Source organism: Acinetobacter sp. SH024, assembly GCF_000163635.1.
GTDB lineage: Bacteria > Pseudomonadota > Gammaproteobacteria > Pseudomonadales > Moraxellaceae > Acinetobacter > Acinetobacter pittii.
In genome coordinates, this window is the sequence record NZ_GG753602.1 from 135750 (window position 1) to 151468 (window position 15719).

Consider the following 15719-nt stretch of genomic DNA (forward strand, 5'->3'; position numbering starts at 1 on the left):
AATTATGGGTTAAAGATAGAGAAGTTTTGAATTTGCTACAAGTGATCTATTATTCTAACTGAAATTATAGAACAGCAAGATTGCGGATATTTACAATGAAAAAAACATTAAGCTTACCGAAACCACCAATAGGGATGATCAACCGCCATAAAAAAAACAATCCTGCAGAAATGAATAAAATTTTAAATCAGCATTTTAATGCATTTAAACAGGCAGCAGCAAAAGGGGATTATGCCAAAGCTTATCAACATGTTAAACAAGCTGTTAATTTGGTTCCCAAGCATGCTGGCGCCTTATCAGATTTAGCTTATACCGAATTACGCTTAGGCCGTTATAACGATGCCTATCAACATTATTTACAAGCGATTCAAGCAAGTGGAGCTAATGTAAATACAAACTTATATGATGGACTCACAGAAGTTTGTCATCATTTAAATAAAAAAGAAGAAACAATCAAATTTGGACGCTTGGCAATTGCAACTAAAAAAGAACTAGCGAAGAGCGAACCTGTTTTGGCAATTCCAGATCAGGTACCACTAACCTTTAGTGCAAACCCTCAAGAAAATATTATTGCTTTTTCTTTGTTTGGGGGAAATCCTCGCTATTGTGAAACTTCTATTTTAAATATTCAGTTAGCCAAACAAATTTATCCTGAATGGACGTGTCGCTTTTATGTCGATGATACTGTGCCAGTACTGGTGCAACAGCGTTTAAAAGAGAAGGGCGCGCAAGTTATTCAGGTTACAGATTCTCAAAAACAGCTATCTGGTTTGTTTTGGCGCTTTTTTGTAATGGATGATCCGACAATTAAGCGTTTTCTGATACGTGATGCCGACTCCATTGTCTCGCACCGCGAAAAAGCAGCTGTAGACGCTTGGCTCAAGAGTGATAAATGGTTTCACTTAATGCGAGACAATTATTCTCATACCGAGTTAATTTTGGCGGGAATGTGGGGTGGATGTACGGGGATTTTTCATAATATTGAAGCACATATCAGGGATTATGTTGCCACCGGACGTTATCTGGATAATCGGGTGATGGATCAGCATTATTTGCGCTACTGTATTTGGCCGACTTTAAAACAAAGTGTGCTTATACACGATAGCCAGCAATTCGATTCAGAAGCTATCGATTTTCCAGTTTATGATCTGGCGTTAATGCAAAACGACAGCGAAAATTTTCATGTAGGAATGAATGACGGTTCACCGGTAGTTGCTACAGCAGTTGCCCATCCAACTGCACAGAGAGTGTGTTGGGTACTTCTAGATGAAAATCAGGTCGAAGTTTGCAGATACGATGCAATTGTGTCGAATAGTCGAAATATTGAGATTAACTTACCTTATGCTTTTGCCAAAAAAATTCAGGCACAGCAGTGGAAATTACAAGTCTATCCGTATGAAAACTGATTGATTAGTTATTTAGGCACAATTAAACTACATTCATCATAATTTATATAAATACGGCATTATCTGGAGAGTGTGCATGAGTTCAACCCAATTTGATCATGTAACGGTCATCAAAAAATCAAACGTTTATTTTGGTGGAGCATGTATCAGCCATACCGTGCAATTTGAAGATGGAACAAAAAAAACACTAGGTGTTATTTTGCCGACTGAGCAAGCTTTAACTTTTGAAACCCATGTTCCTGAGCGTATGGAAATTATTTCAGGTGAATGCCGTGTAACAATCGCGGACAGTAATGAAAGTGAGTTGTTCCGTGCAGGCCAATCATTTTATGTGCCTGGTAATAGTCTTTTTAAAATCGAAACTGATGAAGTACTCGATTACGTGTGCCATTTAGAAGGCTAAGAAATTCCTATTCAAATCGGGTACACTATGCCCAAAGAAATCCTGTGAAGTTGGCTTTGCAGGATTTTTATTTTTTTGCTCAAACGTTGTTAGAGGTCATGCATGGCAAAACCGGAATATTATTATGGCGTTCATTCAGTGGAGTCATTGTTAGAACTTGAGCCGGAACGTGTGCTAACCCTGTTTACTTTAAAAGGACGGGATGACCAGCGTTTGCAAAAGATTTTGCAATTGGCAGAGCCTTTTGGAATTAGTGTACAAAAAGCAAGCCGTGATAGTCTCGAAAAGCTTGCAGGTCTACCGTTTCATCAAGGCGTGGTTGCAGCAGTACGTCCGCATCCGACTTTAAATGAAAAAGATCTAGATCAGATCTTGGCTGAAACCCCAGATGCTTTATTGCTGGCATTAGATCAGGTGACAGACCCGCATAACTTAGGGGCTTGCATCCGTACCGCTGCTGCAATGGGCGTGCAAGCAGTGATTGTACCTCGTGATCGTTCGGCAAGTTTAACCCCAACAGCTCGTAAAGTTGCAGCGGGTGGAGCTGAAAAAGTTAAATTCATTCAAGTAACAAATTTGGCTCGTACATTAGCCCATCTCAAAGAGACGACTCATACACGTGTGATTGGCACTATGCTTGATGAAAGTGCAATGCCAATTCAAAAATGTGATTTCTCTGGCCCAGTCGTGATCGTAATGGGAGCAGAAGATACGGGTTTACGCCCAATTACACAGGCGCAGTGTGATCATAAAGTTTATATTCCGATGTCTGGAAATTTACAGAGTCTAAATGTGAGTGTGGCAACAGGTATGGCACTTTATGAGGCTTGCCGTCAGCGTTCTGAGGTATAATCTAGCTGCCTTTCTAGTTTGTAAGCAGTCTTGATATGTCTCCCCGTAAGCAAGGTTATTTTTTTGTATTGGTGACCATGTGCATTTGGGGCGGGTTTACACTTTTTGCCCGTTTAAATGCACAATGGCACATCAGTGCTTGGGACATTGCTGCACTACGCTTTGCTATCGCCTTCCTGATTTTGATGCCGATTCTGATCTATAAGAAAGATCTCGCTTTTTTATGGAGTAAGCACGCTGTTATTTTGGCGCTCATTGGCGGAGTTATTTATTGTCTTACCGTCTACACCGCGTTTCTCTATGCTCCCGCTGCACATGCTGCCATTTTTTTAAATGGTTGTATTCCAATTTGTACTGCAATTGCAGCATACATTTTATTTAGACAGCCATTTGATAAGCATACATGGGTGAGTCTGGCAATTATGATCACTGCCTTGGCTCTCATGAGTGTGTTGATGTTGCAAGGTAATGCTTCTGCTTTTGGCGTGGGGGATTTACTTCTTTTTATTAGTGCGATTTGGTGGGGCATTTTCACTGTATTACTTAAACAGTGGAAACTTTCCGCATGGCACTCTATGGCGAGTGTTGCGATTTGGTCTGCAATTATTTACTTACCCATGTATGCTTTATTCTTACCTAAACATTTCATGGAAGTCAGTCCTGTTCATCTAGCGATAGAGGGTATTTTCCATGGTGTGTTTGTTGTTATTATCGCAACTTTGACTTATGTAGCAGCGATTCAGCGACTTGGTGCTTTTAAAACGGGAAGTATTGTTACTTTGGCGCCGTTTATTGCTGCCATTTTAGCTGTACCTTTACTTGATGAGTCATTAAGTCCATCGATTGTTGTGGGCTTGGTTGGAATGGGAGTAGGTGCCTTACAACCTTGGCGCTGGTTTCGACAAGATAGCTTGGCACAAAAGATTCAGCAGCAAAATAAGCAAGATTAGTTGGCGCGCTTCAAATAGCTTTGATGTAAAGGCTCTAATTGCTGATATAAATGTTCGAGTAATCCGTCATTAAACACAATGTCATTGGCAAGTTCACGTTTACGCTCGCGTGGCATTTGTGCTGCAATAATTTTCTGGATTTGTTCTTGGTTTTGCCCATCTCGCTGGCTTGCACGCTGAATTTGAGTTTGTTCACTCGCATCAACTAATAGAGTGTGATTAACCAATTCATGCTGGTTGGTTTCAAAAAGTAGGGGTGAAACTAAAATCACATAAGGACTTTTGGGGTTTTGTAGCTGTTGAACAATAGATTGGCGAATGGCTGGATGCGTGATTTTCTCAAGTATTTGCCTTGCTTCAGGGTTTTGAAAAATATATTCACGTAGTGCACGACGATCTAGATTGCCGTCGGGTTGAAGCACCCAATCTCCAAAAGTTTGTTGGATTTTTTGAAGGGCAGGTTGGCCTTTTTCAACCACTTCGCGAGCAACAATATCGGCATCGACGACTTGGATTCCTTGGGATTCAAACCATTGTGTTGCAGCAGATTTTCCACTGCCAATACCACCTGTGACTCCCAGAATAAAAGCCATCTTAACCTCCCAAATAAATTTTCATAATTTGGTCACCCCATAAAAAGGCAACCCAACCCGCAATGGCAATATATGGCCCAAACGCAAAGGGCTGATTATCATTACGTAATTTTAGTAAAATGATGCCAATAATTGCACCGAGTAAAGATGACAATAGCACAATTAATGGCAGCATCAATGGTCCCATCCACGCGCCTAATGCGGCAAGCAATTTAAAGTCGCCGTAGCCCATACCTTCTTTGCCTGTAATCACTTTAAATAAGTAATACACAATCCAAAGACATAAAAAGCCGATTAAATATCCCCAAATGGCTGAGTTAGGCGAGGTGTAAATATTAAAGGTATTAATACCTAAGCCGAGAGCAGCCAAAGGTAGGGTGAAACGGTCAGGTAGTAGCTGAGTATCAAAGTCTATAAATGTTAAAGCAATCAAAATCCAAGTGAGCACTAGCCCCCAAAGCATTTGTAGGGTTGGACCAAAAACCATGACGACTACTAATGAACATAGCATCGTGAGTAATTCAATCGCTGGATAACGAATGCTAATAGGATGTTGGCAATGGCCACATTTTCCTCTTAACATTAACCAGCTTATAACTGGAATATTTTGATACCAACGGATCGGTTGCTGACATGCAGGACATGATGAAGCAGGTTTACTTAATGTCAGCTTTTCATGCTCAATGATGGGTAGTTCGGGATTAAGCAACATTTGACATTCCTGCTGCCAATCTTGTTCCATCATTTTGGGGGTGCGATAAATTACCACATTCAAAAAGCTACCAATACATAGGCTCAATAGTGCGACTGCAATATAAAGTGCAGTTAAGTTTTGAATAAAATAAGCAATAATTTCTTGCATTATATGACTGAGCCCATTTGGAAAATTGGAAGATACATAGCAATCACTAGACCACCTACGAGCACCCCTAAAATTGCCATGATTAAAGGTTCCATCATTGAAGTTAAACCATCAACGGCATTATCAACTTCATTTTCATAATAAGTAGCAACTTTATCGAGCATGCTGTCTAGTGCACCAGATTCTTCACCAATTGCGACCATTTGTATAGCCATAGATGGAAAACGATTTGAAACACGCATTGCAAATTGAAGTTGTTGGCCTGTAGCTACATCTTCACGAATTTTCATGACTGCTTCTTCATAAATGACATTGTTGGTTGCACCAGCCGTTGACTCAAGCGCATCAATGAGCGGAACACCAGCGGCAAACGTGGTGGCTAAAGTACGGCTATAACGGGCAATAATCGCCTTATAAACCAGATCGCCAAAGATAGGTAGTTTCAGTGTAAGTTTATCTAATCCATCACGGAATTTTTTACTGCGCTTCTTGGCTTCCAGAAAGGCAGCAATCACTGCTCCAATCACAATAATCATAATGAACCAGTATTCCTGCATCCATTTCGACATATTCACGACCATTTGGGTGAATGCAGGTAAATCTGCACCAAAAGAAGAAAACAGGTCTTGGAAAACAGGCACTACTTTAACCATCAAAATAATAGTAACAACCACAGCAACTACAATAACCGTTGCTGGATATTTCATAGCTTTTTTGATTTTCTGCTTAAGTAATTCACTTTTTTCTTTGTAAATTGCCACACGGTCCAACATGGTTTCAAGCGCACCAGATTGTTCGCCAGACTCTACAAGAGAACAAAACAAGTTATCGAAGTGTTGAGGATACTTCCTTAAAGCTGAAGCAAAGGTACTACCACCTTCAACTTCACCTTTAATCCCGAGTACCACCTCGCGCATGGCTGGGTTTTCTAGACCCTCCGCTACAATTTCAAAGCCTTGTACCAGTGGGACACCAGCTTTCATCATGGTTGCAAGTTGTCGCGTGAAAATCGTGATATCGAGCGTTGATACTTTCTTCTTGAACAAACCCTCAAGAATATTTTTACGCTTTTCCCGAATATTACGGACAGTTACCCCTTGTTTGCGTAGGGTGACTTTGGCTAAGGCCATATTCTTAGCTGGAAGTTCGCCCTTAATTTTTATGCCCTTACGGTCAACCCCTTCATAAGCAAAAGTCGGCATCATTTGTGCCTTTTTGACAGTCATGAATTATCCTTATTTTAAATTGTCTTTTATTCACTGGTCACGCGGTTGACTTCTTGTAAGGAAGTAACACCTTGCATGACTTTCTTTAACCCTGAACGACGCAGATTATTGAACCCCAGTTTTTCAGAAGCAGCAGCGATTTCTAAAGCATTGCCATCTTCCATAATAATCTTGGAAATTTCAGGTGTAACTTTCATCACCTCGTAAATACCTACTCGACCTTTGTAGCCTTCACGACACTCATTACAACCCACAGGTTGAAAAACTTGAAAATCGGGATGGGTTAAATCTTGGTCGGTAAAGCCCATTTCTAATAGGCTCTGTTTAGGAATGTCGGCAGGTATTTTACACTGTGGGCATAACCGACGCGCCAAACGTTGAGCAATAACCAAGTTGACTGATGTTGCGATATTAAAAGATGGAACACCCATATTACGTAGGCGAGTAAGTGTTTCTGGCGCACTATTGGTATGCAGTGTGGACATTACCATGTGACCGGTTTGTGCAGCTTTAATCGCAATTTCAGCCGTTTCTAAGTCACGAATCTCACCGACCATAATAATGTCGGGGTCTTGACGTAAAAATGATTTGAGTGCGGCCGAAAAAGTAAGACCTACTTTCGGGTTAACGTTAACCTGATTAATACCTTCAAGGTTGATTTCGACTGGATCTTCGGCAGTGGAAATATTAGAGCTTTCAGTATTTAAAATATTTAAGCCTGTATATAAAGATACCGTTTTACCAGAACCGGTAGGACCTGTAATTAAAAGCATACCTTGTGGTTTATCGAGTGCTTCTAAAAAAAGAGCTTTCTGATCTTCTTCATATCCTAAAGCATCAATTCCGAGCATTGCGCTAGATGGATCGAGAATACGCAGAACCAGTTTTTCACCAAACAAGGTTGGAAGTGAGTTCACACGAAAATCGATTGCTTTAGTCTTTGATAACTTAAGCTTGATACGACCATCTTGAGGCACTCGTTTTTCGGAAATATCCATTTGAGACATGACTTTTAAACGTGAAGCCAAACGGTTAGCCAATTGCAAAGGTGGATTTGCAATCTGACGTAACACGCCGTCGACTCGATAACGGACCCGATATGATTTCTCGTATGGTTCAAAATGTAAGTCTGAAGCCCCCATACGAATTGCATCGATGAGTAATTTATTAATATATTTAACAATAGGTGCTTCATCGCCTTGAGGCGTTTCTTCCTCATCCTCTTGTGAGGGGGGCGCTTCAAGGTCTACATCAAGATCAAACTCTTCATCACTAAATTCGAAGCTACTTTCTTCGGTAAATTGCTGCGCCAGAATTTTCTCAAGCTTATGGTGCTCGACAATAACTGGTTCAACCATGAGCTTACTATTAAAGCGAATGGTATCAATCGCTTCAATATTACTCGGGTTGCTGGTTGCGACATATAAAATCTGTCCTCTTTGGATGAGAGGTAAGACCCGATGTTTTAAAACCAGTTTTTGATCGACCAAATCTTTGGGAATTTGGCTTGTATCGTAAACATCCAGATCAAAATATGGTTCAGCAAATTCAATAGAAATTGTTTCAGCTAATAAAGAAGGGGAGAGATGAACCTCTTCAATCAGGTACGCAACTGTATCCCGTTTAGCTCTCTTTGCTGCATCTAAAGCTGTTTGCATGGTCGCTGCCGACACATGTTTTTCTTCGACTAATCGTCGAAAAAACCCCGAAAATTTTGGAGATGTATGTATGACTGACATCTGCCTACCTGTGCTCATATGTTTATAATTGGTATATAAAAAATTATACTTTTGTTATCTAAAATTACTACCTGAGAAAATGATGCTCTGGTCTTGATCCACTCGCCAAAGCTTGAACTAGTCGAAGTTTTTATTCATTAATTTTTGAAAGACGATTCTTTAGACTCGATAAAGTTTTATAACTGTTTTCAATTAGTAGAAAAGATATGGGCAAAGCCGTTAAAGAAAAGTATCTGAAATTTGTATAAATGCGTGTAGAATGTGCTGCATTTTTGATGAAAGGTGAGCCGTATGTCGGGTTCGACGATTACGCCTTGGGTAGTTGGCAACTGGAAAATGAACCCAATGCGTGCCAATGCCAAACAACTTATAGAAGAATTTAAACAACTATTGCAACAAAACCAAATTGCAGATGAAAGCTGTCATGTAGGGGTTGCTCCAGTTTCTATTGCGCTTGCAATGGTACAAACACAATTGCAAGATGCTGCAAGAACAGTATATACAGTTGCACAAGATGTATCACGTGTAGCGGGTACTGGTGCGTATACTGGCGAAGTCAGCGCAGAATTATTAAAAGATAGCCAAATTAATTTTGTACTGGTTGGGCATTCTGAGCGCCGTGATATTTTTGGCGATAACGTTGAAATTTTGAAAGCTAAACTCCAAAATGCATTAAATGCGGGCTTGACTGTCATTTATTGTGTTGGTGAAAGCCTCGAACAACGTGAACAAGGTTTGGCAGAGCAAGTTGTATTGCAACAAATTTGTGATATTGCTCCTGTAGTGACTACTGAGCAGTGGCAAAAGCAAATTGTAATTGCCTATGAGCCAATCTGGGCAATTGGGACAGGTAAAACTGCTTCTCCACAAGATGCACAGGCAATGCATGCTAAGATTCGTGAAGGTTTAAGTCAGATTACCTCAGCGGGTTCAGATATTGCTATTTTATATGGCGGTAGTGTAAAAGCTGAAAATGCGGTCGAATTGGCGGCATGTCCAGATATTAATGGTGCGTTGGTAGGCGGTGCTTCACTAAATGCAGTATCTTTTTATCAAATTGTACAAGCCTTTGCACAAAGTAAATAACGAGGATAGGGTATGCACTCTTTTGTACTGATCGTACATATTATTTTAGCGGTACTGATGATTGCCTTGATTCTAGTGCAACACGGTAAAGGTGCTGATGCCGGTGCTTCTTTCGGCGGTGGCGGAGCAGCAACTGTATTTGGTGCATCAGGTTCAGGTAACTTCCTTACTCGACTTACTGCTATCTTAACAGCGTTGTTTTTTGTAACGAGTTTAACTCTAGCTGTTTTTGCGAAAAAACAGACTACTGATGCATATAGCTTGAAAACTGTACAAACTACAGCACCTGTTCAAACGACATCGCCTGAAACTTCACCAAATGCACCAAAATCGAGTCAATAATTCGAAATAGGGCTTTCCTTTTGCAGTGGGAAGGACTAGAATGCGTCCCACAAGCTGCGGTGGTGGTGGAATTGGTAGACACGCTACCTTGAGGTGGTAGTGCCTTCGGGCGTGGGGGTTCAAGTCCCCCCTTCCGCACCAACTTTGAACCAGAAAGTTGAGTGCAAGCAGTTTTTTGATGCGGGATGGAGCAGTCTGGTAGCTCGTCGGGCTCATAACCCGAAGGTCGTTGGTTCAAATCCAGCTCCCGCTACCAATTTGATTAAGGTGCAACTTAATCAAGCGAATTATTAGATAAGTTTACATTGACTTTTTTCGATATTTGTATATAATTTTTGCACGTTGATGCGGGATGGAGCAGTCTGGTAGCTCGTCGGGCTCATAACCCGAAGGTCGTTGGTTCAAATCCAGCTCCCGCTACCAAGTTTCTTAAAAGAGGCTCACAGACAGGTGGGCCTTTTTGCACAGTGGACTATTGTTTTCTGTGCTAAATAGGGGCGATTAACGCCCTTTTTTATTGGTTATCGTATCGCTATCGTGTAGTGTCGACATCAATTGGTCAAATAGTCATGCTTCACTATAGTAGGTCTGTGTCGGTTAAAACAACCGATTGAATCGCACGAGAATGACGAGAGTAAATGAAATTATCAAATAAATCCCAAGCATTGCATGACTTAATTGTTCCTGCAGTGGAAGCATGTGGTGTCGACCTTTGGGGAATCGAGTTTCTCCCACAAGGTAAACGTTCATTATTGCGTATTTATATCGATAAAGCGGTAAGTGAAGATGCTGAGCCTGTAATTAATGAAGATGGCGAAGTAGAGCTAGGCCGTGGTATTGGGGTACAAGATTGTGTGCGTGTAACACAACAAGTTGGCGCAATGTTGGATGTTCATGATCCAATCTCAGGTGAGTATTCATTAGAAGTTTCTTCACCAGGTTGGGATCGTCCATTTTTTCAACTAGAACAGTTACAAGGCTATATCGGACAACAAATTGCTTTGCGTTTAATTGCAGCAGTAGAAAACCGTCGTAAATTTCAAGCAAAGCTTATCGCAGTAGACCTTGAAAATGAAGAAATTCAGGTTGAAGTTGATGGGAAGCATGTGCTTGTGATCGACAGCAACAATATCGATAAAGCAAACTTGATCTATCAAGATTAAATTTATTTAAATTTTATAAGAAATCGGTAGGTGACTTATGGGCCGCGAAATTCTTACCGTTGTTGAAACGGTTAGTAATGAAAAAGGTGTTAGTCGTGAAGCGATCTTCGAAGCTTTGGAACAAGCTCTAGTTGCTGCAACGAAGAAAAGATTTTACGAAGGTACGCATGCTGAAGAAGCTCAGCTTCGTGTAGAAATTGATCGTAAAACTGGTGATTACCGTACGTTCCGTCAATGGACTGTTGTGGCAGATGAAGATCATGAAATGCCAGCTTGCCAAGATGCAATTTCTGACGTTGATCCAGCTAAATGGTCAATTGGTGACGTGCGTGAACTCGAAGTAGAGTCTATTGAGTTTGGTCGTATTGCTGCACAAATTGCAAAACAAGTTATTGTACAAAAAATTCGTGAAGCTGAGCGTGCTTTAGTTGCTGATGCATACGAGTCTAAAGTTGGTGAGTTAATTTACGGTGAAGTGAAAAAACAAACCAAAGATGGCTTCATTATCGACTTGGGCGACAATGCAGAAGCTTATCTTGCACGCGAAGAGATGATTCCAAAAGAAATTCTTCGTCCAAAACAACGTGTAAACGCTATTTTATATAATGTTAACCGTGAAGGTCGTGGCGCTCAGTTGTTGTTATCACGTGCTAAGCCTGAAATGTTAATTGCTTTAATGAAAAAAGAAATTCCTGAAATTTCTGAAGAAATTATTGAAATTAAAGCAGCGGCACGTCAACCGGGCGTTCGTGCTAAAATTGCAGTGAAAACAAATGATCACCGTATTGACCCTGTAGGTGCATGTATTGGTATGCGTGGTACGCGTATTCAAGCTGTACAGCAAGAGTTAAATGGTGAACGTATTGATGTAGTGGTCTGGTCTGATGATCCGGCTCAATACATTGCTAGTGCATTAGAACCAGCTGATGTTTCAGGCATCGTGCTTGATGAAGATGCAAGAAGTGCCGACATTATTTTTGCAACCAGCGATCAATTAGCTCGTGCGATTGGCTCTCAAGGTCAAAACGTTCGTTTAGCTTCTGATTTAACTGGCTACAAACTCGACATGATGCTTGAAGAAGAGTATCGTGCTCGTCAGCAAAATGAAGCTCAGCAATATCTTGATATGTTTGTATCACGTCTCGATATTGAAGAAGATTTAGCAATGGCATTGGTGGAAATGGGTTTCACTTCTTTAGAAGAGATTGCTTATGTTCCTGCTGAAACTTTTGACGAAATTGAGCTTGATGCTGAATTGGTTGAGTTATTGCAAAGTCGTGCAAAAGAAGCAGCCCTTACTGATGCTTTGAAACAGCAAGAAAATATTCAAGAACCGAGCGCAGACCTTCTCACTATGGAAGGCATGACTTCTGAGATCGCTTACTCGCTTGCCGCTCGCGGTATTATTACTGTCGACGATTTGGCAGATCAAGCTACTGACGATATCTCTGATATTGAAGGACTTGGTCATGAAAAAGCAGGTCAATTGATCATGAAAGCTCGCGAATCATGGTTTAACTAGGAGATGAAATATGACGGACAAGTCGATTAAAGAGTTAGCTCTCAGTGTAGGACGTCCTGTTGAGAAGCTCCTAGAACAGGCTCGTGAAGCAGGTTTGCCTCAACGTACAGCAGACGACATTATTACCACTGAACAACAGGATACTTTGGTCAATCACTTGAAAAAAGTTCATGGTCAGGAAAGTGGTAACACAGGAAAAATTGCGTTGAAACGTAAAACAACCAGTACCGCTAAAGTTGCAAGTACTTCAGGTAAAGCAAAAACGATTAACGTAGAAGTACGTAAAAAGCAGGTTTTTGCTAAACCAAACCCTGAACAAATTGCAGCTGAAGCAAAAGCACGTGCAGAAGCTGAAGCAAAAGCACGTGTAGAACAGCAAACGCGTGAAACTGCCGAGCAAAAAGCGCGTCTTCAAACAGAGCAAAAAGCTAAAGCAACTTTAGATGCGATGCGTGCTGCTCATCAACAAGATAGTGCTGCACAGACAGCTCCAAAAGCTGCTGTTGTAGTGAAAAAGCGTGGTGGTGGTACAGTTAAACCTGCACCAAAACCAGCTGAAACTCCAGAACAGAAAAGAGCTCGTGAAGAGCAGTCAGCTCAGTTAAAAGCAACTGAAGAAGCTGCACGTCGTAAAGCAGCTGAAGAAGCTCAGCAACGTACACTTGAACAAATGCGCAAAATGGCGTCTAAGTATTCAAATGACGATGCTACTACGACAATTCGTGTGATTGATGATTCTCCACTTGCTTCAGGTCTAGTTGGCCAAGCTTATGAAGATTCATTTAAGCAAGAAGACCGTGAAATTAAACGCGGTGGCGCAACCACTAACCCACGTGCTGGGAAGAAAGGTGGTCGTCGTGGTCAAGAAGAGCAAAGCTTTGTTAACCATAACAAACGTGGTTTAAAATCAAGCCAAGCGAATAAGCATGGATTTGAAAAGCCAGTTAAAAAGCAAGTTTATGATGTAGAAATCGGTTCAAGCATTGTTGTTGCCGATCTTGCTCAAAAAATGGCGATTAAAGTACGTGAAGTTATCAAAACACTTATGAAAATGGGTGAATTGGTTAATCAAGATCAAGCTATTGATCAAGACACAGCGGCACTTGTTGTAGAAGAAATGGGCCACAACCCTGTTTTAGTTTCTGATACACAAGCGGAAGATAACTTGCTTGAAGCAGCTGAAGAAGCTCGTGGTGAGCAAACAACTCGTCCGCCAGTTGTTACCATTATGGGTCACGTTGACCATGGTAAAACATCATTGCTTGACCGTATCCGTCGTTCGAAAGTAGCGGCTGGGGAAGCAGGTGGTATTACCCAGCATATTGGTGCATATCACGTTGAAACAGACAAAGGAATTATTACATTCCTTGATACACCGGGACATGCGGCATTTACTTCAATGCGTGCACGTGGTGCTAAAGCAACAGATATCGTTGTATTAGTTGTTGCTGCAGATGACGGTGTAATGCCACAAACTGCAGAAGCAATTGACCATGCTCGTGCAGCAGGTACTCCAATTATTGTTGCAATCAACAAAATGGATAAAGAATCTGCTGATCCAGACCGTGTGTTAAATGAATTAACAACGAAACAAATCGTTCCAGAAGAATGGGGTGGTGATGTTCCGATTGCTAAAGTTTCTGCACACAGTGGACAAGGTATTGATGAACTCCTTGATTTAATTCTTATTCAATCAGAATTGATGGAATTAAAAGCATCTGCTGAAGGTGCTGCGCAAGGTGTTGTTATTGAAGCATGTGTTGATAAAGGCCGTGGTGCAGTAACTTCTATTCTTGTTCAAAACGGTACATTAAACATTGGTGACCTTGTTCTTGCAGGTTCATCTTATGGTCGTGTCCGTGCAATGTCTGATGAAAACGGTAAGCCGATTAAATCAGCAGGACCATCTATTCCAGTAGAAATTCTGGGTCTTCCAGATGCTCCAATGGCGGGTGATGAAGTTCTTGTTGTAAATGACGAGAAGAAAGCGCGTGAAGTTGCCGATGCTCGTGCTGACCGTGAGCGTCAAAAACGTATTGATCGTCAAAGTGCTATGCGCCTTGAAAATATCATGTCGTCAATGGGCAAAAAAGATGTTCCTACAGTGAACGTTGTTTTGAAAACAGACGTACGTGGTACTTTAGAAGCATTGAATGCTGCTCTACATGAATTATCTACTGACGAAGTAAAAGTTCGTGTAATTAGCTCAGGTGTTGGTGCGATTACTGAGTCTGATGTAATCCTTGCTGAGTCTTCAGAAGCTGTATTGTTAGGCTTTAACGTTCGTGCCGATACGACTGCTCGTCAACGAAGTGACCAAGATGGTATTGATATTCGTTACTACAGCATCATCTATGAATTAATTGATGATGTGAAAGATGCCATGAGCGGTAAACTTGCTCCTGAACATCGTGAAACAATCTTGGGTGTTGCGGAAGTACGTGAAGTATTCCACTCAAGTAAGTTTGGTGCAGCCGCAGGCTGTATGGTACTTGAAGGCACATTACATCGTAATAAACCGATTCGCGTATTACGTGATGATGTTGTAATTTTCCAAGGTGAGCTTGAATCTCTTCGTCGTTATAAAGACGTTGTTGATGAAGTTCGTGCCGGTATGGAATGTGGCCTTGCGGTGAAAGGTTATAAAGACATCAAACCACAAGATAAGATCGAAGTGTATGATGTTCAATTGATTAAACGGAGTCTTTAATGGCGGGTAGCCAACGCTTAAAGCGCATGGCGGATTCAGTACAACGTGAGTTGTCTGAGCTGATCCGTCAAGAGCTTAAAGATCCTCGCTTAGGTGGTCTAGTGACCATCTCTGCGGTGAAAGTCAGTGCGGATATGGGTTATGCTGAAGTTTATGTCACCGTTATGGGACGTGAACTCGGCGATGAGCAAAGTGAAGCAGCAAATAAAGAAACTTTAGATGTATTAAATAAAGCCTCTGGTTTCTTGCGTCATGAATTGAGCCGTCGCATTAAGACTCGTATTACGCCTCGCTTACGTTTCCATTACGATAAGACGAATGCATATGGTAACTATATGTTTGGTCTAATCGAAAAAGCGGTACAAGATTTACCAGAACGTAAGTCAGATGACCAAGAGTAATTAAAACTCAAAAATAAAAAAGCCACCTTCGGGTGGCTTTTTTATTGATTCAATTTCTTATTCTTTAGGAGGTTCCATTGGCGGTTTGTTTTGTGAAAAGCGTTGACCAATTTTGTACCGGTCCCAAGGGAGCGGGCGTTCAATGGCTTCAGGTACTTCACCACTCAGTGAGCGTAAACGTAAATGTAGCGCAGCTTGAGCAATCAAATTAGCCGAAACTGGTGCGGTAATGAAAGCTAAAAGGGTAATGAGTAGCTCGGCAAAACCGAAACGACCTTGGAAAGCAAAAAAGATCATTGAAGCGATCAGAAAGCTTCCTAAGCCGAGCGTACTCGATTTAGTTGGCGCATGTAAGCGCATGAATAAATCAGGTAAACGGACCATACCGATTGAGCCAACTAACATGAAGAAGGCGCCAAAAACCAGAAAGACCGAAACAATAATTTCCATTGTAAATTGCATTT

The 15719-nt window shown here is 41.2% G+C and carries 15 protein-coding genes and 3 tRNA genes; 13 read left to right on the forward strand and 5 right to left on the reverse strand.

Annotated features, from left to right (window positions below; all coding sequences use genetic code 11):
* Positions 1-95 precede the first annotated feature (95 nt).
* From HMPREF0013_RS17220 to HMPREF0013_RS17235, 4 genes are all read left to right on the forward strand, one after another.
* Complete coding sequence (locus tag HMPREF0013_RS17220; protein ID WP_002114682.1) at positions 96-1406, forward strand: tetratricopeptide repeat protein; 1311 nt, start codon at positions 96-98, stop codon at positions 1404-1406.
* A 76-nt stretch (positions 1407-1482) separates the two neighbouring features.
* The gene (locus tag HMPREF0013_RS17225; RefSeq protein WP_002115102.1) at positions 1483-1809 is read left to right on the forward strand and encodes a pyrimidine/purine nucleoside phosphorylase; all 327 of its coding nucleotides are present in this window, start codon (positions 1483-1485) and stop codon (positions 1807-1809) included.
* A 102-nt stretch (positions 1810-1911) separates the two neighbouring features.
* Complete coding sequence (gene rlmB / locus HMPREF0013_RS17230; RefSeq protein ID WP_005079348.1) at positions 1912-2661, forward strand: 23S rRNA (guanosine(2251)-2'-O)-methyltransferase RlmB; 750 nt, start codon at positions 1912-1914, stop codon at positions 2659-2661.
* 35 nt (positions 2662-2696) lie between these two features.
* Positions 2697-3611 carry a DMT family transporter gene (locus tag HMPREF0013_RS17235; protein WP_005804143.1) on the forward strand — a complete coding sequence of 305 codons (915 nt, stop codon included), beginning with the start codon at positions 2697-2699 and terminating at the stop codon, positions 3609-3611.
* On the opposite strand, the gene coaE is transcribed toward HMPREF0013_RS17235, so the two are convergent.
* Genes coaE through pilB form a run of 4 tightly spaced genes read right to left on the reverse strand, consistent with a single transcriptional unit; the run spans position 3608 to position 8031 of the window.
* Positions 3608-4204: a dephospho-CoA kinase gene (gene coaE, locus HMPREF0013_RS17240; protein WP_002115011.1), complete on the reverse strand. Its 597-nt coding sequence runs from the start codon at positions 4202-4204 to the stop codon at positions 3608-3610. The two genes, HMPREF0013_RS17235 and coaE, sit on opposite strands and share 4 nt — an antisense overlap.
* Before the next feature lies 1 nt (position 4205).
* A complete protein-coding gene (locus tag HMPREF0013_RS17245; protein ID WP_002114758.1) occupies positions 4206-5066 on the reverse strand; it encodes a prepilin peptidase in 861 nt (286 codons plus the stop codon).
* On the reverse strand, positions 5066-6292 hold the full coding sequence (locus HMPREF0013_RS17250) for a type II secretion system F family protein (protein WP_002114869.1): 1227 nt from the start codon (positions 6290-6292) through the stop codon (positions 5066-5068). Before HMPREF0013_RS17250 ends, HMPREF0013_RS17245 begins: the two co-directional genes overlap by 1 nt.
* Positions 6293-6318: 26 nt before the next feature.
* On the reverse strand, positions 6319-8031 hold the full coding sequence (gene pilB, locus HMPREF0013_RS17255) for a type IV-A pilus assembly ATPase PilB (RefSeq protein WP_005804145.1): 1713 nt from the start codon (positions 8029-8031) through the stop codon (positions 6319-6321).
* Between the two features lie 291 nt (positions 8032-8322).
* Between pilB and tpiA the strand changes: the two genes are divergently transcribed.
* From tpiA to HMPREF0013_RS17300, 9 genes are all read left to right on the forward strand, one after another.
* Positions 8323-9117 (forward strand): triose-phosphate isomerase, encoded by a 795-nt coding sequence (gene tpiA, locus HMPREF0013_RS17260; protein WP_002114826.1) that lies wholly within the window; start codon positions 8323-8325, stop codon positions 9115-9117.
* Positions 9118-9129: 12 nt separating this feature from the next.
* Complete coding sequence (gene secG / locus HMPREF0013_RS17265; RefSeq protein WP_002115012.1) at positions 9130-9459, forward strand: preprotein translocase subunit SecG; 330 nt, start codon at positions 9130-9132, stop codon at positions 9457-9459.
* 56 nt (positions 9460-9515) lie between these two features.
* Positions 9516-9600, forward strand: a tRNA-Leu gene (locus tag HMPREF0013_RS17270).
* A gap of 38 nt (positions 9601-9638) precedes the next feature.
* Positions 9639-9715: transfer RNA gene (locus HMPREF0013_RS17275), tRNA-Met, on the forward strand.
* A gap of 90 nt (positions 9716-9805) precedes the next feature.
* A tRNA-Met gene (locus tag HMPREF0013_RS17280) sits at positions 9806-9882 on the forward strand.
* Positions 9883-10097: 215 nt separating this feature from the next.
* Positions 10098-10622 carry a ribosome maturation factor RimP gene (gene rimP / locus HMPREF0013_RS17285; RefSeq protein ID WP_002114922.1) on the forward strand — a complete coding sequence of 175 codons (525 nt, stop codon included), beginning with the start codon at positions 10098-10100 and terminating at the stop codon, positions 10620-10622.
* Positions 10623-10659: 37 nt separating this feature from the next.
* A complete protein-coding gene (gene nusA / locus HMPREF0013_RS17290; protein ID WP_002115134.1) occupies positions 10660-12144 on the forward strand; it encodes a transcription termination factor NusA in 1485 nt (494 codons plus the stop codon).
* 10 nt (positions 12145-12154) lie between these two features.
* Positions 12155-14854 carry a translation initiation factor IF-2 gene (infB, locus tag HMPREF0013_RS17295; RefSeq protein ID WP_005804148.1) on the forward strand — a complete coding sequence of 900 codons (2700 nt, stop codon included), beginning with the start codon at positions 12155-12157 and terminating at the stop codon, positions 14852-14854.
* The gene (locus HMPREF0013_RS17300) at positions 14854-15255 is read left to right on the forward strand and encodes a ribosome-binding factor A (protein WP_002114836.1); all 402 of its coding nucleotides are present in this window, start codon (positions 14854-14856) and stop codon (positions 15253-15255) included. Before infB ends, HMPREF0013_RS17300 begins: the two co-directional genes overlap by 1 nt.
* Positions 15256-15312: 57 nt before the next feature.
* Here the strand turns inward: HMPREF0013_RS17300 and HMPREF0013_RS17305 are convergent, their stop codons facing one another.
* Positions 15313-15717, reverse strand: a complete 405-nt coding sequence (locus HMPREF0013_RS17305; RefSeq protein ID WP_005065884.1) for a Na+/H+ antiporter subunit G — start codon at positions 15715-15717, stop codon at positions 15313-15315.
* Positions 15718-15719 lie beyond the last annotated feature (2 nt).